This window comes from Staphylococcus xylosus (assembly GCF_002732165.1).
Taxonomy (GTDB): Bacteria; Bacillota; Bacilli; order Staphylococcales; family Staphylococcaceae; genus Staphylococcus; species Staphylococcus xylosus.
Genome location: NZ_MRZO01000001.1, coordinates 207,080 through 224,317, shown reverse-complemented (window position 1 = coordinate 224,317; position 17,238 = coordinate 207,080). Strand labels below are relative to the sequence as shown.

The 17,238-nt window shown below is 33.1% G+C and carries 14 protein-coding genes; all 14 read right to left on the bottom strand.

The genetic code is table 11. From position 1 onward, the window contains the following. Positions 1 to 1,263 carry a histidine--tRNA ligase gene (gene hisS, locus BTM19_RS01110; RefSeq protein ID WP_029377119.1) on the bottom strand — a complete coding sequence of 421 codons (1,263 nt, stop codon included), beginning with the start codon at positions 1,261 to 1,263 and terminating at the stop codon, positions 1 to 3. 326 nt (positions 1,264 to 1,589) lie between these two features. Beyond that, positions 1,590 to 2,465: an N-acetylmuramoyl-L-alanine amidase gene (locus BTM19_RS01105; protein WP_099265707.1), complete on the bottom strand. Its 876-nt coding sequence runs from the start codon at positions 2,463 to 2,465 to the stop codon at positions 1,590 to 1,592. After that, entirely contained in the window at positions 2,462 to 2,914 is a 453-nt protein-coding gene (gene dtd, locus BTM19_RS01100) for a D-aminoacyl-tRNA deacylase (RefSeq protein ID WP_029377117.1), read from the bottom strand. The genes BTM19_RS01105 and dtd overlap by 4 nt, the downstream gene beginning before the upstream one ends. A 12-nt stretch (positions 2,915 to 2,926) precedes the next feature. Further along, the gene (locus BTM19_RS01095) at positions 2,927 to 5,116 is read right to left on the bottom strand and encodes a RelA/SpoT family protein (RefSeq protein ID WP_029377116.1); all 2,190 of its coding nucleotides are present in this window, start codon (positions 5,114 to 5,116) and stop codon (positions 2,927 to 2,929) included. Between the two features lie 451 nt (positions 5,117 to 5,567). Further along, positions 5,568 to 6,086 carry an adenine phosphoribosyltransferase gene (locus BTM19_RS01090; protein ID WP_029377115.1) on the bottom strand — a complete coding sequence of 173 codons (519 nt, stop codon included), beginning with the start codon at positions 6,084 to 6,086 and terminating at the stop codon, positions 5,568 to 5,570. A gap of 12 nt (positions 6,087 to 6,098) precedes the next feature. Further along, positions 6,099 to 8,378 carry a single-stranded-DNA-specific exonuclease RecJ gene (recJ, locus tag BTM19_RS01085; protein ID WP_029377114.1) on the bottom strand — a complete coding sequence of 760 codons (2,280 nt, stop codon included), beginning with the start codon at positions 8,376 to 8,378 and terminating at the stop codon, positions 6,099 to 6,101. 233 nt (positions 8,379 to 8,611) lie between these two features. Continuing rightward, a complete protein-coding gene (gene secDF, locus BTM19_RS01080; protein ID WP_029377113.1) occupies positions 8,612 to 10,888 on the bottom strand; it encodes a protein translocase subunit SecDF in 2,277 nt (758 codons plus the stop codon). A gap of 407 nt (positions 10,889 to 11,295) precedes the next feature. Further along, positions 11,296 to 11,556 (bottom strand): preprotein translocase subunit YajC, encoded by a 261-nt coding sequence (gene yajC / locus BTM19_RS01075; RefSeq protein WP_017724668.1) that lies wholly within the window; start codon positions 11,554 to 11,556, stop codon positions 11,296 to 11,298. A gap of 17 nt (positions 11,557 to 11,573) precedes the next feature. Beyond that, entirely contained in the window at positions 11,574 to 12,713 is a 1,140-nt protein-coding gene (gene tgt / locus BTM19_RS01070) for a tRNA guanosine(34) transglycosylase Tgt (RefSeq protein WP_029377112.1), read from the bottom strand. 20 nt (positions 12,714 to 12,733) lie between these two features. Continuing rightward, positions 12,734 to 13,759 carry a tRNA preQ1(34) S-adenosylmethionine ribosyltransferase-isomerase QueA gene (gene queA / locus BTM19_RS01065; RefSeq protein ID WP_029377111.1) on the bottom strand — a complete coding sequence of 342 codons (1,026 nt, stop codon included), beginning with the start codon at positions 13,757 to 13,759 and terminating at the stop codon, positions 12,734 to 12,736. 2 nt (positions 13,760 to 13,761) lie between these two features. After that, positions 13,762 to 14,766 (bottom strand): Holliday junction branch migration DNA helicase RuvB, encoded by a 1,005-nt coding sequence (gene ruvB, locus BTM19_RS01060; protein ID WP_029377110.1) that lies wholly within the window; start codon positions 14,764 to 14,766, stop codon positions 13,762 to 13,764. Positions 14,767 to 14,797: 31 nt separating this feature from the next. Then, entirely contained in the window at positions 14,798 to 15,400 is a 603-nt protein-coding gene (ruvA, locus tag BTM19_RS01055; protein ID WP_029377109.1) for a Holliday junction branch migration protein RuvA, read from the bottom strand. A gap of 12 nt (positions 15,401 to 15,412) precedes the next feature. Continuing rightward, entirely contained in the window at positions 15,413 to 15,868 is a 456-nt protein-coding gene (locus BTM19_RS01050) for an ACT domain-containing protein (RefSeq protein WP_029377108.1), read from the bottom strand. A gap of 12 nt (positions 15,869 to 15,880) precedes the next feature. Then, positions 15,881 to 17,176 (bottom strand): GTPase ObgE, encoded by a 1,296-nt coding sequence (gene obgE / locus BTM19_RS01045; RefSeq protein ID WP_029377107.1) that lies wholly within the window; start codon positions 17,174 to 17,176, stop codon positions 15,881 to 15,883. Between the last annotated feature and the right edge of the window lie 62 nt (positions 17,177 to 17,238).

The window sequence follows — 17,238 nt, the reverse complement described above, 5'->3', positions numbered from 1 at the left end:
TTAGTTTTTAAAATAATTTATAATTGCATCTAAACGAATAGTTTCACTTTCACCTGATTGCATGTTTTTAACGTTTATCTTATTTTCTTCTAATTCTTGTTCACCTATAACAATAGTATAGTTTGCTTTCAATCTATCGGCTTGTTTCATTTGTCCTTTAACTTTACGTTGTAAATAATCTTTGTCGGCTTTAATGCCATTTCTACGTAAATCATTAAGTAATTTCACGGCAAAACGATCCGCTTCTTCACCCATAGTTACGATAAATAAATCAAAATCATGATCAACATCAAGTTCGATTTGTTCTTCATCTAAAGCTAGTAATAACCTTTCGATACTTAACGCAAATCCAATACCAGTTTGGCTTGGTCCATCTAATAATTCTAACAAACCATTATAACGACCACCTCCACATAATGTTGTAATCGCACCATCATAATTTGGATTATCTATCATTAATTCAAATGCAGTATGTGTATAATAATCTAAGCCTCTAACCAGATTAGGATCTTCTACATAAGGAACACCTAAATCATCCAAATGTTGCTTGACGTCAGCATAATATTTTTTAGATTGTTCATTTAAAAAATCGGTGATTTTAGGAGCAGTTTTAATAGCTTCTTTGTCTTTATCAATTTTACAGTCTAATATTCTCATTGGATTTGTGTGTAAACGTGCCTTACAGTCATTACAGAAATCATCAATTACAGGTTCAAAATGTCTGACTAGTGCATCATTGTATTCGCGACGTGATTCAATGTCACCGATACTATTAATCACTAATTTTAAATGTTTCAATCCAAATGATTGATAAATGTGCATGGCCATCGCTAAAATTTCCGCATCTATACCAGGATCTTCTGCACCAATTGCTTCAACACCAAATTGTGTGAACTGACGATAACGCCCTTTTTGTTTACGTTCATATCTAAACATTGGGCCATTGTAATATAATTTAATTGGTTGATTAGGTAAACCTTGCATCTTATTTTCAATATAAGAACGTACTACCGCTGCTGTGCCTTCTGGGCGTAGTGTAATACTGCGGTCTCCTTTATCTTTAAACGTGTACATTTCCTTTTGGACTACGTCTGTCGAATCACCTACACCTCGTGCAAATAATTCTGTACTTTCAAAAATTGGCGTACGAATTTCTTGATAATTGTAAACTTCCATTAACTCATCTAATCTTGATTCAATAAAACGCCATCTTTTTGTTTCGTCTGGTAAAATATCTTGCGTCCCTCTAGGTATATTTATCATAGAATCTCTCCTTTTATGCAATAAAAAAACCCTTGCATGACTAATAAGTCATACAAGGGACGAATTTCCGTGTTGCCACCCTAATTGATTATAAACGTTAGATTTATAATCCACTTCATACGAATAACGCTCGCTAAACGGCTTTTATCAAAGCACCTGTTCTTGTGTTCAATTTATCTAAACTACTATGCATAATTTTTCAGCCAGGAATTATGTCTCTTCGCATATTTTACTACCATTTCGTTAAGAAAATTCAAGAATCATATCGGTTTTAATATAGAATTCATACTTAATAATAACCAGTTTGTTAGAATTATGCAACCTTTTTATTCTGAAAAATATGCACGTAGGCCATCGACAACTGCTTTTTCGAGTATATGTCTATGTAATTGATCCGTTATCATATCTTCATCAGTAGGATTGCTAATATAACCTAATTCTAATAATACAGCTGGTACATCTGTCTGTCTCAATACTTGGAAATTTTCCTGTCTGGCACCTTTATTTGTCAGTAATGCTCTCTTTTGCAAACTAGCACTTAATGTTTCGGCTAATGCTTTTTGATTATCTTTGAACCAATATACTGTGCTACCATTAGCTTTAGATGACTTTAGTGAATCATTATGTATACTAATATAAGCATCACCTTTTATGTTTCGCTCATCAAGACTAACATACGCATCGGTCTCACGAGTCATGTTAACCGTGGCACCTTCTTTTTCTAAAAGCGATTTTAGTTCTTTAGCAGTTTTTAAAGTGTATACTTTTTCGATACTTTTTTTATTTGTATTACTTGATGCTCCCTGGTCACTACCACCGTGACCAGGATCAAGTACTATCGTTTTATCTTTTAAAGGTTTGGCATTATGGTTAGCATCCGCTTCAATATTTAAATTCGTATGCCAACCTGCTACCCAACCTTTTTCTTTCTTGTTAGAAGATTCTACTTCTATCCACTTACCTGCCTTACCTATTTTTTGGAAGTTTTGTCCTTTATCGATGTTATTAATAACTGGATACGCGGCGCTTGGACCAGTTCTTAGTTCTGCATCTTCAGTAACATAGATACTACTACTATTCTCATCATTATGATTTAAGAAAGAGATAATCATAATGATGAAGACGACAAATGTTACAACGACAATTAATGCGGGGAAATTTTTAAGTTTATTTTTTTCTAGCCAAGTATTGATTTTTTTCATATGATTTTGCCATCCTGACTTTCATAAATAATTGTTACAGGACCATCATTGGCAATATTTACTAACATGTCTGTTCCAAATTCCCCTGTCAACACATTTATTCCATAAGAACGGAGTGTTTCATTTAATTTTTCATATAATTCATTAGCACGTTCTGGAGGCATGGATTGTGTAAACCCTGGTCTATTACCCTTTCTAACATCTGCATAAAGTGTAAATTGAGAAATAGATAAAATCTCTCCACCAATTTGTTGAAGGTTTAAATTTAATTTCCCATCCTCATCCTCAAACAGCCTTGCATTAAGGATTTTTTTAGCTAATGTAGCTATATCTGCTTCTGTTGAAGTTTTACCAACACCCACAAGCAAACAGTAGCCTTTATTTATTTTGTTTTCAATAGAATCATTTGAAACTGAAGCTTCTCTGACTCTTTGGACTACTATTCTCATTTAGTTACACCTCTAATTCCAAACTCTTGTTACAGTATATACATCTCCAAGTTGTTTAATTTTATCTACAACTTGATATACTTCATTCACATTTTTAACCATTACACTGATATTAATCACTGCATTTTTATCGATATCAGAACGTCCAGATACTTTTACCAAGTTACTTTGTGTTGAATTAACTGCTTGTAACACTTCATTTAGCAAACCGTTACGATCATATGCAGAAACTTCTAAATCTACTTGATAGCGTTGGGTTGAATCTTTAGAACGTACCCACTCTACATGAATCAGACGTTCTTTTTCATTTTTTATATTTGGACAATCTGTACGATGCACTTTTATACCATGGCCTTTTGTGATATATCCTACAATATCATCACCAGGGATTGGATTACAACATTTTGATAATCTAATCAAGACATTTTCAATACCTTCGACATAGACACCACTATCAGTCGTTATATCTTCTTTAATAGGTACTGATTTAGTTATCTCTTGAGCTTCATTTAATGCTTTTTGTTTATCTAAAATACGTTGTTTTTCAGTTAATTTATTAACAATTTGCAATGCTGTCACGCCACCAAAACCTACTGCAGCAAACAAGTCATCTTCATTAGCAAAATTATATTTATTGTTGACGATTTCGATATTTTCATCTGTTAAAACTGAGTCCACTCTAAAGCCTTGATCTTTAATTTCAGCCTCAACCATAAATTTACCTTTTTCAATGTTTGAAGAGCGGTCTTGTTTTTTGAAGAAACTTCTGATTTTACTCTTAGCACTGGATGATTTCACTATTTTTAACCAATCACGACTAGGTCCATATGAATGTTTACTTGTTCTTATCTCAACGATATCTCCTGTTTGTAACACATAGTCGATTGGTTCAATTTTACCATTTACTTTTGAACCAATCATTTTATTACCTACTTCACTGTGAACTGCATAAGCAAAATCAATTGGTACTGCACCATAAGGTAATTCAATGACATCACTTTCAGGCGTAAAGGCATAAACTTTATCGCTTTGTAAATCAAATTTTAGAGTTTCCATAAACTCTTCTGCATCAGAAGTTGTGTTATCAGTTTCAGCCAGCTCTTTAATCCAATCTAATTTTTTATTGAAATTTTGAGATTTTTCAGTAACTTTTTTACCTTCTTTATAAGCCCAATGTGCTGCCACACCATGCTCTGCTATCTCGTGCATTTCATAAGTTCGAATTTGGATTTCTAGTGGATCGCCGTTTGGTCCTACTACAGTAGTATGTAAAGATTGATACATATTTTGTTTCGGCATGGCAATATAGTCTTTAAATCTTCCAGGCATTGGTTTCCACAATGTATGAACAAGGCCTAAAACAGCATAGCAATCATTAATAGAATTAACAATAACTCTAATTGCTAATAAATCAAAGATTTGATCAAATTGTTTTTTCTGTTTGACCATTTTTCTATAAATACTATAAATATGCTTGGGACGCCCATTTATGTCACCAACAATGTGCATATTGGACAAGTCATTTTGTATTTGGTTAATGGCATTTTGAATGTATTCTTCTCTTTCGCTACGTTTCTTCTTCATAAGATTTACTATTCTAAAATATTGGACAGAATCCGTATATCGCAGTGCAGTATCTTCCAATTCCCATTTTATAGTATTAATACCTAATCTATGTGCTAAAGGAGCATAAATTTCAAGAGTTTCTTTTGAAATTCGAATTTGCTTCTCTCTTGGCATTGCTTTTAATGTTCTCATGTTATGTAAGCGGTCTGCTAATTTAACTAGGATTACTCGCACATCTTTAGCAATCGCTATAAATAATTTTCTGTGATTTTCTGCCTGTTGTTCTTCCTTCGAACGATACTTCACTTTTTTTAATTTAGTTACACCTTCAACGATAACTGCAATTTCTTCATTAAACATACCCTTCACATCATCAAATGTATAAGGTGTATCTTCTATAACATCGTGTAAGAAACCCGCAACAATGGTTGGACCATCTAAATGCATTTCAGTCAAAATGCCCGCAACTTGAATTGGATGCATAATATACGGTAAACCGTTTTTTCTAAATTGGCCTTCATGTGCCTCATAGGCAATGTGGTAACTTTTCAATACATATTCATACTCTTCTTTAGATAAATATGATTTTGCTTTGGATAGTACTTCATCTGCACTATATGGATATTCATTGTTCACTTAAGACACCCCTATACTAAATATTAATCGCTATTAGATACCCAGTATTATATTTCGTTAGCTTCAATTAATTTTCGTTTAATTATGATTGTAACGTATTTTAACGTTATTCGGCCAAATTATGTATAATAGTTATATAATACTACATGTTAATAAATAAATAAATGAGTATGCGATACTAATAGTAAAATATGGTTTTAATTTTGTCTTATAAATACAAAATTAAGCTAATTTCCCAAAATCATTAATGATTTTCCTTACTTTATTATATATATAGCAAATACTCACGTTCTATTAACCTTAGCTTTAGTTTAATCGCAGTAAATAATTAATAGATCACTGTTTTTTTAGTACAAATTAAATAAAAAAACACACCTCCATTTTAAAAAATGAAGATGCATTTTTACTTTAAGTATGTTGGTAATTCAAGCCTTTAACTTAATTGTGTTGATTACTCATCATATGAGATTAAACTCATAACATCGTAGTCTCTAATTTTTTCTATACCATTTAAATATTTAAGTTCAATAATGAATGCAATACCAACCACAATTCCACCCAATTGCTCTATAAGTTTAATCGCCGCTTCTATTGTCCCACCTGTCGCAAGTAAGTCATCTGTGATTAATACACGTTGACCTGGTTTAATTGCGTCTTTATGCATTGTAAGCACGTTTGTTCCATATTCCAAATCATATTCATAGCGAATTACTTCTCTTGGTAATTTACCCTCTTTTCTTACTGGAGCAAAACCTATCCCCATTGAATAAGCTACTGGACAACCAATGATAAAGCCACGTGCTTCCGGTCCAACAATAATATCAACATCTCTATCTTTAGCATATTCCACGATTTGATCTGTAGCATAACCATATGCCTCACCATTATCCATAATCGTTGTTATATCTTTAAAGTTAACGCCTGGTTTTGGCCAATCTTCAACCTCAGACACATATTGTTTTAAATCCATTCAAACTTCCTCCTATTTATCTATCAACTCTGATTTAATCCATTTCTTTAAATTACTAAAGTCATCATACAATAGAATTTTTTCCACTTCTATTCTATTTAATCGACCTTGATAATATTTACTGGATTCAATCTCTCTCTTTGTGGAAATGCTGTTCATCGTAATTATACCATTTTCCTCTTTTATAAACTCTAAATCAAGAAAAACTTTTAAGATAAATTTAAGCATACTAGGTTGTATATTTAAAAACTGACATAATTGCATTCCGTCTTTAGCTAAATTAGTTTCACGTTTCGTTGCTAGTGCTTTAAAACATTTTTTGAATGTTTCCATTTTTGGCATACCTTCAAAATATATCGATTGCTCATGATTTAAAACTAAATAAATTTGTGAAACATTCACGCTTTTAAGTGTATCTTTAATTTCTTGAATAGACGTTGGTAAATCACGAAATACATACTTATTATACTGTTGTTGAATCGTTTCCCCGTAATAATAGTAATTATCTCCTAATTTTTCATTTTTATTATGAATTAAATATGCGACATCATCAGCGCCTTGTTGAAAACTACTAATATTACGTTTACTTCTATAATCTAGAATCTGTAAATTATTACTAGCTAAATCTTGTATCATAAATTGAGGAGATTGGAAGCCGTTCCATTCATTAATTTGTAATGTTCCTATTACATTAATCGGTTGTTGTTCTCCCAATTCCTTAACTAAGTGACCATGTTGCCAAAATATAGCTTGTAACTTAGTATCACCCATAACTAACTTTAAATGCTTACTATCTTGGCCAATCGCTTTACTTTGATTGACTGTAATATCTTCTAATTCAAAACATGGACTAGAAAAATCTGTACCGAACGGACGTAACCTTTGGATATCTTGAATATTTTTAATAGTAATATCAGATTCATCAATTTTCACATCAACTTTTTTGCGTGGTTCCAATGAAGTAGTGCTAGCTAATTGCTCCATCCAATCATTTAAACCATTTCGTAAAGAATCAACATTTTCAATCGGCATAGTGATACCTGCAGCCATGTGATGACCACCAAATTTTGTTATTAAATCTGTGTGTGCATTTAGAATTTCAAACATAGATACTTGTTCAATACTACGTGCAGAACCTTTAGCATGATTTTGCCCTTCATCTATATTTAAAATTAGAGTTGGCAGACTATAAGTTTCTACTATTTTGGAAGCAACAATACCTAAAACACCTTCATGCCAATCGGGCTGAGCTAAAAGTAAAAATTTCGACCCTTGATTAACTTGAATTTCCGCTGCTGCTAATGCTTCTTCAGTAATTTGAGAAACGATGTCTTTACGTTCTTGATTAAAAAATTCTACTTGTTCTGCAAGAAATTCTGCTTCTTCATCTGAATCAGTCATCAATAATTCTGCGGCAAGACCTGCATCTTCAAGCCTTCCTACCGCATTTAGTCTTGGTCCTATAATAAATCCAATTGTCTCTTCCGTAATACTATCACTATAACCCGCTTGGCTTAATATTGCTTTTATAGATGGCGGGCAATGATCGTTTAATACTTCCAATCCTTTTTTTACTAAAGCTCTATTTTCATCTGTCAATGATACTAAATCTGCTACTGTGCCAATCGCAACTAACCCTAAGAAATATACTGGGGGTTCGTCCAATAATTTTTGTGCCAATTTATATGCAACCCCTGCGCCACATAAATACTTAAATGGATAATCAAATTTTGGATGCATTGGATGAACAATTGCATATGCGTTTGGCATTGTACGACCAATTTCATGGTGATCCGTCACTATTACATCAACACCTAAATCCTGAACCATTTGAATTTCATCATGGCCTTGAATACCGTTATCGACTGTAATGATTAATGAGATACCTTCTTCATGCGCATTTTTAAAAGCCATTTCGTTAGGTCCATAGCCTTCGGAAAAACGATTAGGTATGTACCAACCTACATGTGCACCTAATTCCTTTAATGTATTCACTAAAATCGTTGTAGAGGTTACCCCATCTGCATCGTAATCGCCATAAACTAAAATCTTTTGATTTTGATCTATCGCTAAATTAATTCGTGCTATTGCTTTTTCCATATCACTCATTAACATTGGATCATGCAATACGGGTGTGCCATTGAGGAGATTGTTAATTGTGTCTTTATCTGCTAATCCTTTACTCTCTAGGATTTTTTTTACAATAGGAGTTAGTTTTAAATCCGAAGCATCTGCCTCTGCAATTTCATATTCTGGTAATTTAACATCCCATGTATATTTTGATTTAATCATACTATTCTCCCTCATTTCCACAAGTCATTATACAAAAGATATACCAAAATAAAAAGTAGTTTCATTTATAGAATTGTTTGAATCGACTTTTTGATAATAAAATGGTCAAATACTATTTGAAATACACTACTTTAATACAGACTAATAAATATATTTTTACAAGTAATTAAACAGATAAAGACCACAATTAATGCATTTGCAAAAATTGTGGTCTTTTGAAATAAAATTTTAAATTATACTAAGATTTTTTCGTCATTTGATTTTTTCTCTTTATAAACTATAAGTTTATTATTATCGGATTTTTTAAGTTGACGTTTCTTCATAATACCCCAAAGTGGCACTGCTATAAATACAGAAGAGAATACGCCTGTAATTAACCCAACTAATAATGCAAGAGAGAAATTAAAGATACTTGGTGCACCGAATAATAATAATGCAATAACTACAATAACTACAGTTAATACCGTGTTTATAGAACGTGTCATTGTCTGACGAATCGATCTATTAACAACATCATCAATTTGAGCATTTGTAGTAATCACTTTTACTTTGTGTAAGTTTTCTCTAACTCTATCAAATGTAACAATCGTGTCATTTATTGAGTAACCAATAATAGTTAATATAGCTGCTATAAAGGTAATATCTACCTCTAATCTAAATAAACTGAATACTGCCACAATCATAAACGCATCATGTAATAATGCGAGCACAGATGAAAGTCCCATACGCCATTCAAATCTAAATGTGATATAGATGATAATACCAATTGCAGCATATAGTAATGCAAGCATAGCATTTTTAGCTAGTTCTTGACCTATTACTGGTGAAACCGTATTAACAGTTGGTTTGTGACCAAATTGATCATCTATCGTATCCTGTATTTTAGATACTTGATCTTTAGATAAATCTTTTTTGAATTGAACCGTTGCCGTTTTACCATTTTCACCTAAAGATACTTGGTCAGGTTTAAAATCATTATCTTCTAAAGTATTTTTAACCTTAGTTTCAGTAACTTTATTATCAGATTCAAAGTCAACCCGCGTACCACTTGTAAAATCAATACCTAAGTTTAACTTAAATACAAATAAAATGATGGCACCTATGGCGATAATAAGTACACTTAATGATAGCAATGGTTTAGCAAGTTTCATAAAATCAATACGTTCGTATGGTGTTTTCAAATCATGAATTTCTTTTTTATCGTTAATATCATAAATATTTTTCTTGCTTACACCAAACAACCAATTTGATTTTTTAAAGTAATTAGATGATACAAGTAATGTTAACAACCATCTTGATAGGAATACAGCTGTTACAAATATCATTAAAATACCTAATAGCAACATTGTAGCGAAACCTTTAACTGAACTTTCACCAAAGAAGAATAGCACTGCAGCAGCAATTACTGTTGTCAACTGGGCATCTACAATCGTTAAGAAAGAACTTTTATTCGCTTTTTTATATGCCTGCTTAAGTGTTCGTCCAATCTTCAATTCATCTTTAATCCGTTCATACATGATTATATTAGCATCAACAGCCATACCAACACCGAGTACTAAGGCTGCGAGACCTGGGAGTGTTAACACCCCTGAAATAAAGTTAAATGCTAATAACGTTAAGTAAATATACGCAGTTAACGCAATTATAGCTACTAATCCAGGCAAACGGTAGAATCCTAACATGAATAGATAAATAATAGCAATACCGATTGCAGCGGCAAACACCGTTTTATCTAAGGCATCTTGGCCAAATTGAGCACCTACAGAATTTGAATATATTTCATTTAAATCAACTGGTAGTGAACCAGAATTTAATAAATCTGCAATTTGTTTTGCTTTTTCTACACCTTCTTCACCATTAAAACCACCTGAAATTTCAACGCTATCGGAGTTTATTGGCTTATCAACTGAAGCCGCAGAAACATACTTAGGATCTTTCTTATTCATTTCTTTATGATAAGTGTCACCTTTTTCATGGTCTAGCCATACAACCATAACATTTTCATCTTTTTTAGAAATTTCTTCAGTTACTTTTTTAAATTTAGCACTATCTTTCAATTTAAATGTAACCGCTGGCTGATTCGTGTTTTGTTTAAATTCTTGTTTTGCAGAACCTTGCTGGATATCTTTACCAGTTAGTTTGATATTATCATCAGCGTCACGAATTGTTAAATTCGCTTGAGAAGATAGTATCTCACGCGCTTGTGATTGGTTTTTCACACCGGCAAGTTGTACGCGAATTCTATTTTTATCTTCTACTTGTATCTTAGGTTCAGAAACACCTAAAACGTTCACACGATTTTCAAGCGTTTTAGCCGTTGCTTTTACCGCTTTATCGTCTATTTTATCATCTTTTTGTAAAGGATCTACTTGGTATAAGACTTCAAATCCACCTTGCAAATCAAGACCAAGATTAACGTCCTTAACTACGTTCTTATACGTGAGTCCCATGCCTGCAAACAGGAGCACTACAAGTAATATAAACGCAACTATTCGATTACTTTTCTTCACTTGAACACCTCATTCTAAGCTTATAATTTAAGAATACGCTTCTAATATCAATTATTGCAAGTTTTATTAAACTACGCTAAATTATCTAAACGACCTATATATCTTAACATATTACATCCTGCGTAAAAACTAACTCTATTAAAAATTGTAAGAAAATTTAATTGTAAGCGTTACAAGATTTAGGCTTAGTAGTTTTGAATGTTTTAAAGATATTATTCCTAAAATGCGTATGATATATCTTAAAGTATAACATGACCTGAATAAAATGACCTTTAAGTAAACAAAGTTGCGTCATTTAATTTACTTATTTACTTAAAATAAAAAAACAAACCAAACGCTAATAATTAGCATTTGGCTTGTTTTTATTTTAGAAATTAATCCATTCCCATGTATCGATACATTATTTATTATGAAGGATCAACTTGTTTAATAGCAGGTTTTTCTAAAGTGATTTCCGTACCATTACCATTCAAAGTTAATACAACTGTAGTTTCGTCAACACTACGTACAGTACCTTTGATACCGCCGATAGTTGTTACACGTTGGCCAGAAGTAACTTGGCTAATCATTTCACGATGCTCTTTAGCCTTTTTCTGTTGTGGTCTAATTAAGAAGAACCACATTAATACTAATAATAAAATTGGTAATATCAATGAAGTAAATTGCATTATTTTATTTCTCCCTTTTAAAAGTTTTTTGGGTTTTCAACATTCAGTCCATACTGTTCAAAGAATTCTTCTTTAAAATCAAGAAGTCGATCTTCACGAATTGCTTGTCGGATATTTTCCATTAATTTAAGCAAGAAATGTAAATTATGATAAGTAGTAAGACGGATACCAAAAGTTTCTTCTGCTTTTATTAAATGTCTTATGTATGCTCTACTATAATTTTTACAAGTATAACAATCACAGTTTTCATCAAGCGGACCTAAATCTTCTGCATACTTAGCATTTTTAATAGTCACACGGCCATGCGATGTCATACAAGTACCATTACGTGCAATTCGTGTTGGTAATACACAATCAAACATATCCATACCTCTGATACTACATTCTATTAATGCATCTGGTGAACCCACACCCATTAAATAACGTGGTTTATCTTTCGGCATAAATTGTTCAGTATGTTTTACCATATCATACATAACTGGCTTAGGTTCGCCTACAGACAAACCGCCAATTGCGTATCCCGGAAAATCTAAAGCAACTAATTCCTCAGCGCTTTGTTTTCTCAGATCTTTATATTCCCCACCTTGTATAATTCCAAACAAAGCTTGATCATCAGGTCTCTTATGTGCTTGGAGGCAACGTTCTGCCCATCTAGTTGTTCTTTCAATTGAATCTTTCACATATTTATATTCAGCAGGCATAGGCGGACATTCATCAAAAGCCATCATGATATCAGAACCTAAATCATTTTGTATCTGCATAGCTTTTTCTGGACTCAAAAATAATTTTGAACCATTTGTATGGTGACGGAACTCTACACCTTTTTCACTAATCTTTCTCAAATTACTTAAGCTAAATACTTGGAAACCACCAGAGTCAGTCAGTATGGGACCGTTCCAGTTCATAAACTGATGTAATCCCCCACTCTTTTTGATGATATCATTTCCAGGTTGTAACCACAAATGATATGTGTTTCCTAGAATGATTTTTGCTTCCATTTGATTTAATTCTTCTGGACTCATCGTTTTAACTGTCGCTTTTGTTCCTACAGGCATAAACATTGGTGTTTCAAAAGAGCCATGCGGCGTGTGGACGATACCTAATCTCGCACCAGATTGTTTACAAGTTTTAATATGCTCATATGTTACTGCTGGCATATAAACGCTCCTTTCATTCCCTAAATAATTAACATTGCATCTCCAAAGCTAAAGAATCTATATTCTAAAGAAACTGCTTGATTATAAGCATTTAAAATATTATCTCTCGAACTAAACGCTGAAACTAACATTACAAGTGTAGATTTCGGCAAATGGAAGTTTGTAATCAATCCGTCAATGGCTTTAAAAGTAAATCCTGGGAAGATAAAAATATCTGTCCAACCACTTTGTGATACAAATTTGTCATTTGATTGCATAATTGTTTCTAATGTTCTTGTAGATGTTGTACCAACCGATATAATTCGGTTCCCTCTTTCTTTCGTTTCGTTTAATAGGTCCGCAGTTTCACTATCCATTTGATAGTATTCACTATGCATTTCATGGTCATCTATATTATCTACGCTAACTGGTCTAAATGTTCCTAGTCCTACATGTAATGTAATAAAAGCAATATTAACACCTTTATCTCTAATATTGGCTAATAATTCATCTGTGAAATGGAGCCCCGCTGTCGGTGCTGCTGCTGAACCTGAAGCTTTTGCGTAAACAGTTTGATAGCGATCTTGATCATCTAAACGCTCTTTAATATAAGGAGGCAAAGGCATTTCACCTAATTCATCTAAACGTTCTTGTAAGATGCCATCATAATGTAGTCTCATAATACGACCGCCTTGATCTAGCTCTTTTATGCACTCGGCTACAATTTTACCTTCACCGAAGGTTAATCTGTTACCTACTTTAATTCTTTTAGCTGGTTTTAGTAACACTTCCCAATCATTACCTTCGATTTGAGTAAGCATTAACATTTCTACCTTTGCTCCAGTCTCTTCTTTTAAACCGAATAGCCTTGCAGGCATCACTCTTGTATCATTTAATACAAGGGTGTCCCCGCTTTCTAAATAATTTATTACATCTTTAAAATGTTGATGTTCAATATCACCAGATTGTCTGCCAAGAATTAGCAATCTACTTTCATCTCTGTTTTTCAGAGGTGTTTGTGCAATTAATGATTCAGGCAAATGATAATCAAATGCTTCAATATCCAAACTTATTCCCTCTTTTCATTCTTCTTACTAAAATGTTCAAATGCATAAGGTGTTGCTTTACGACCACGGGGTGTGCGTTCGATAAAACCCTTCTGAATTAAAAAAGGTTCATACACATCTTCAATTGTAATCCGCTCTTCTCCAATCGAAACAGCAATTGTATCTAACCCAACAGGTCCACCTTTATATTGCTCCAAAATACAATTCATCATTTTATGATCTATGTAGTCCAATCCTTCATCATCAACTTGGAGTAATTGCAATGATGCTTTCGTGGTTTCAATACAGATTGACTCATCATCATTGACTTGTTGAAAATCACGAACCCGTTTTAATAATCTATTGGCTACTCTTGGCGTACCACGACTACGTTTTGCTAATTCTATAGCGCTATCGTCATCTATTGAGGTACCAAGTACTTCTGCTGTACGCACGATAATTTCTTTTAATTCATGTTCTTTGTAATATTCTAATCTGAGGTGCACACCGAATCTGTCACGCAATGGGGCTGTCAAACTACCTGCACGTGTCGTCGCGCCAATCAATGTGAATGGCGGTAAATCTATACGTATGCTACGTGCTTCTTCACCCTTGCCTATAACAATATCAAGGAAGAAATCTTCCATGGCTGGGTACAAAACTTCTTCTACAACACTACTTAGTCTATGAATTTCATCTATAAATAAAACATCACCAGGTTGTAAACTAGACAGAATTGCTGCTAAATCTCCCGGCCTTTCTATTGAAGGCCCAGAAATTGTTCTAATGTTAACATCCATTTCATTTGCAATAATATTGGACAATGTCGTTTTACCTAATCCAGGGGGGCCGAATAACAGCACATGGTCTAATGGTTCTTGTCTGATTTTAGCTGCTTTTATAAACACCTCTAAATTCGATTTAATTGTTGATTGACCTATGTACTGACGTAATTTAGTCGGTCGCAATGAAAATTCAAATGAAGATTCCTCATCATGCATAGATTGATCTACCATTCTATCGTCCATTGATTACACCCCTTTAAAATATTATTTTCAATTATGATATCAATAATTGCAATCCTTTTTTAACTGCATCATCTACAGATTCGAACGAATCTTTTGCTAATACTTTTTCCACTTTTGTTAACTCTCGTTTTGAGTATCCTAACGCTTCCAATGCTAAGATTGCTTCTTTAATAATTGGTGTATTATCACCAAATGAAGCCTCAGCATTTAATATTTGACTACTATCTACTTCGTTTATTTGAACTTTTCCTTTAAGGTCTAGTACGATTTGGCGTGCTGTTTTTTTACCAATACCAGGAAATTTTGTTAAATAGGTATCATTTTCGTTCTCTATAGCTATCTTGACCTCATTAGGTGAACTACTAGCTAATATAGCTAACGCAGATTTCGGTCCAATACCTGTTACTTTAATTAAGCTTAAAAACATGTCTTTTTCTTCTTGATTTATAAATCCATAAAGAAGTTGAGCATCTTCTCTAACTATTAATGAAGTGTGAATTACAACCTCTTGATCCATAAATTTTTGAAAACGATAAGAATTGGGCGTTTGAATTTCGTACCCAACGCCTGAGGCCTCTACAACTACGTGTGTAGGATTTAAAACTGCTAATGTTCCTTTTATATATGCATACATGGTTACACTTCCTTATATAGTCATACTAATTAATTCTACTTTGGAAACGTGATCAATTACTCGCAATGCTTCCATAACATCATCGATTTCTAAATTTGTACCTTTAGCGTCTAATGAAAGTGTAATCGTTGCTCTACTTTCCATTGGTATACTTTGATGAATTGTTAATACTGACAAACTTAAACTTGATAAAGTATTTAAAACTTCTGCCAACATTCCTATGATATCATTCACATATAATATTAATGTGAATTCACGTGTGGACTCCATTTTTTCATCAATAGGGAATATTGTATCCCTATATTTATAAAAAGCACTTCTTGATAAATCGAATTGTTTAACTGCTTCAAATATGGACAGTGATGGATCATTTTTCAAAACTTCTTTAATTTTCAAGGTTTTTATAACAGATTCTGGTAATACATCCTCGCGAATTAAGTAAAACTTTTTATAATCTTTTTTGTCCATTTTCAAGCACTCCTATTCAACGAATTCAAATTCTCCACCAAGGATTCTAACAATATCTCCATTTTTACATCCGCGTGCTCTCAACGCTTCATCAATACCCATAGAACGCATTTGACGTGCAAATCGACGTACGGCAGGATCACTATTAAAGTCAGTCATTTTGAACATTCTTTCGATTGCTTTACCACTTACAACGTATGCAGCATCATCATCGCGTGTAATAGTGAATTTATCTTGACTAGGTGTATGTTTGTAAATCACTCTATTAACACCTAAATCTTCTTCTTCATCTTTACTAAAGTCAATGTCTTTTACTTCTTCTAATTTGTCTGCTATTGCATAAAGTAGCTCATCAATATGGTCATGCATAAATGTAGAAAGTGGGATAATATGAATAGAATTATCATTTAAAGCTTTTTTAAATGCTTCTAAATTCTCTTCTGCATTAGGCATATCCATTTTATTAGCAACTACAATTTGAGGTCGTTCCTCTAAACGATGTTCGTAGGCATTTAATTCTTCATTGATAACTTTATAATCTTCATAAGGGTCACGTCCCTCAGAACCACTCATATCTACCATATGAACTATTACTTTTGTACGTTCAACGTGTTTTAAAAACTGGTGTCCCAAGCCTACGCCTTCAGACGCACCTTCTATTAACCCTGGTAAGTCTGCCATTACAAAACTTCTTTGATCTTTCGTAGAAACCACACCAAGATTAGGTTTAATTGTTGTAAAATGGTATGCACCTATCTTAGGTTTAGCTTTAGATACAATAGATAATAAAGTAGATTTACCCACACTTGGGAACCCTACTAGACCAACGTCAGCTAGTAATTTTAATTCTAAGGTAACATCAATTTCTTCACCAGGTTCACCATTTTCACTGAAATCTGGTGCTGGGTTTCTAGGAGATGCGAAACGTGAATTTCCTCGACCGCCTCGACCACCTTTAGCAACTACTGCGCGTTGACCATTTTCAACCAAATCAGCTAAGACTTCTTCTGTCTCAACACTTTTAATAATTGTGCCAGGTGGCACTTTTAATACAAGTTCCTCAGCATTTTTACCATGCATATTACTACTTTGACCGGCATCGCCTCTTTTGGCTTTGAAATGTGTTTGGTATCTAAAATCTAATAATGTTCTCAATCCTTCATCCACTTCAAATATAATAGACGCACCATCACCGCCATCACCACCAGCTGGACCACCGAATGGAACATATTTCTCTCTACGATATGCTGTTATACCGTTACCTCCATCACCCGCTTTAAGTGATATTTTAACTTGATCGACAAACATGATTTCACCTCTTTTTCTTAATATTTATTTTTTATATCATTCTTTATATTATATCATTATCT

What these genes read in the sequence shown, in the direction of transcription:
- hisS (WP_029377119.1), bottom strand. Translation starts at nt 1,263, where the DNA reads ATGATAAATATACCTAGAGGGACGCAAGATATTTTACCAGACGAAACA.
- BTM19_RS01105 (WP_099265707.1), bottom strand. Translation starts at nt 2,465, where the DNA reads ATGAAAAAAATCAATACTTGGCTAGAAAAAAATAAACTTAAAAATTTC.
- dtd (WP_029377117.1), bottom strand. Translation starts at nt 2,914, where the DNA reads ATGAGAATAGTAGTCCAAAGAGTCAGAGAAGCTTCAGTTTCAAATGAT.
- BTM19_RS01090 (WP_029377115.1), bottom strand. Translation starts at nt 6,086, where the DNA reads ATGGATTTAAAACAATATGTGTCTGAGGTTGAAGATTGGCCAAAACCA.
- recJ (WP_029377114.1), bottom strand. Translation starts at nt 8,378, where the DNA reads ATGATTAAATCAAAATATACATGGGATGTTAAATTACCAGAATATGAA.
- yajC (WP_017724668.1), bottom strand. Translation starts at nt 11,556, where the DNA reads ATGCAATTTACTTCATTGATATTACCAATTTTATTATTAGTATTAATG.
- tgt (WP_029377112.1), bottom strand. Translation starts at nt 12,713, where the DNA reads ATGCCAGCAGTAACATATGAGCATATTAAAACTTGTAAACAATCTGGT.
- ruvB (WP_029377110.1), bottom strand. Translation starts at nt 14,766, where the DNA reads ATGGACGATAGAATGGTAGATCAATCTATGCATGATGAGGAATCTTCA.
- ruvA (WP_029377109.1), bottom strand. Translation starts at nt 15,400, where the DNA reads ATGTATGCATATATAAAAGGAACATTAGCAGTTTTAAATCCTACACAC.
- BTM19_RS01050 (WP_029377108.1), bottom strand. Translation starts at nt 15,868, where the DNA reads ATGGACAAAAAAGATTATAAAAAGTTTTACTTAATTCGCGAGGATGTA.
- obgE (WP_029377107.1), bottom strand. Translation starts at nt 17,176, where the DNA reads ATGTTTGTCGATCAAGTTAAAATATCACTTAAAGCGGGTGATGGAGGT.